1 pseudogene is annotated in these 1,607 nt (G+C 37.6%); it reads right to left on the bottom strand.

The window, feature by feature from the left end:
- Positions 1-82: 82 nt before the first annotated feature.
- A pseudogene (locus tag N8M09_RS10795) lies at positions 83-1,544 on the bottom strand (IS1182 family transposase).
- Between the last annotated feature and the right edge of the window lie 63 nt (positions 1,545-1,607).

The following is a 1,607-nucleotide window of genomic DNA, read 5'->3' as shown; positions in this document are numbered from 1 at the left end:
GAGTCCACTGAAAAAATAGGCCTCTTACTTTTAATGAAATGAAAACCGAGGAATCTCTCGTTAATTTGAGCGAATTCCTCGGTTATTTTGTATTTATTAAGGTCATAATTCGTTTCATATTGACCATGAAAATGGTTGTTGCTGCCTGTAACTCCATGCTGAAAAGACCCGATGCTCTCGCGACATCAAAGCCATGTCTCTGTTTTAGTTCGGCATTCTTTGCTTCGATTTTATAGCGATGTCTGGCCATTTCTTTAAAATAAGGTGTTTCCTGAAATTTCTTCTGGAAAAGATGGTCGTCACTCTTAATGGCTATTGAATAAGTTTTAGACTTTGCCCCCTCCTTATAACATCCTTCCTTGGAAAGGCAACTCTTGCACTTCTCAATGTCAAAGTAATGAGTGACAACTTGATTCTTATTTTGATGTTTTTTCCCTGTCCTTGCTTTGCGAACAGCCATGTGTCCTTCTGGACAGACAAATAGCCCTGCATCTTTATTAAATTCAAACGCATCCTCTTCTTTACGGTAACCTTTTGAAACAGAAGGATTCAGTTTTGACACCAAATGAATCTTTTCTTTGCGAGCTAGTTGAATGTTGTCCTTTCCTGAATAAGCCACATCACCAATAATAGTCTCGATGTCCAGACTATTTTCCTTTGTTTTGGCATATAACTCAGGTAAATATTTCCCATCGCTTTGTTCACCAGAAGTGACCACACAAGCAGTAATAATCCGTTCATCCGTCATAGCGATATGACTTTTATATCCATAGAAAGAGGTGTCGGCTGTCTTATGTCCAAGCCTAGCCTCCCTCCTCCTTAACAGAAGCTTCCAAATGTTCTAAGTCGTCCTCGACAGCCTCTTTGAGGTAATTGAACTTTTGAGACACAGCCGGTAGGGCTAAGAGTTCCTCGTGTTTTTCAACCACAGCCATTAACTCCTCTGTATAGGTCAACTCTGCTTCGAGGTTATCTTCTTGAGGTTTCTTTGGAAATTCTATTTTGATATCTTCTGAATGTTGATAAATTGTTTTACGTAAAGCTTTTGAACGCTCTCTAAGGATTTCTTGGGGTTTCTTATGATTATAATGAGATTTGGTGTGAGTGGCATCCACAATGAGGATTTTACTCTTAATCAAGTTATGTTCGAGTGCAATTTGAACAGACTTCTGAATCAATACATCAAGCAGTTTATCATCTTTAATTCTTAGCTTTCTAAATTTTGTCAGAGAGGATGGCTCGATAACAGAATCCTCAGGAGCCAGGCCAAGAAAAAATTTAAAGGCCATATCTGACAAGGAACGTCCTACCACATCTACATCTGATAACTTATAAATATCTTTTAACAAGAGATATTTGAACATCATAATCGGTGAATAAGCTTTACGCCCAAAATCGGGACGATAATTCTTTTCTAGTTCATCATAAATAAAGCTAAAATCACAGAGTTCAGTTAGCTGACGTAAAAAGTGGGTTTTAGGAACCACGATATCATACAAACTAGAATAAGGACTGACATCCATAGTTAACTGATTATCAAGCATTATTTTACCTCATCTCTAGTATAACAAAAAAGCCATCAATTTGATGACTTTTTCAGTAGGCTC

The organism is Streptococcus mitis (assembly GCF_946190375.1).
GTDB classification, from domain to species: Bacteria; Bacillota; Bacilli; order Lactobacillales; family Streptococcaceae; genus Streptococcus; species Streptococcus mitis_CJ.
Note: the sequence above shows the minus strand (reverse complement) of the source record. Positions and strands in the feature narration are given on the sequence as shown.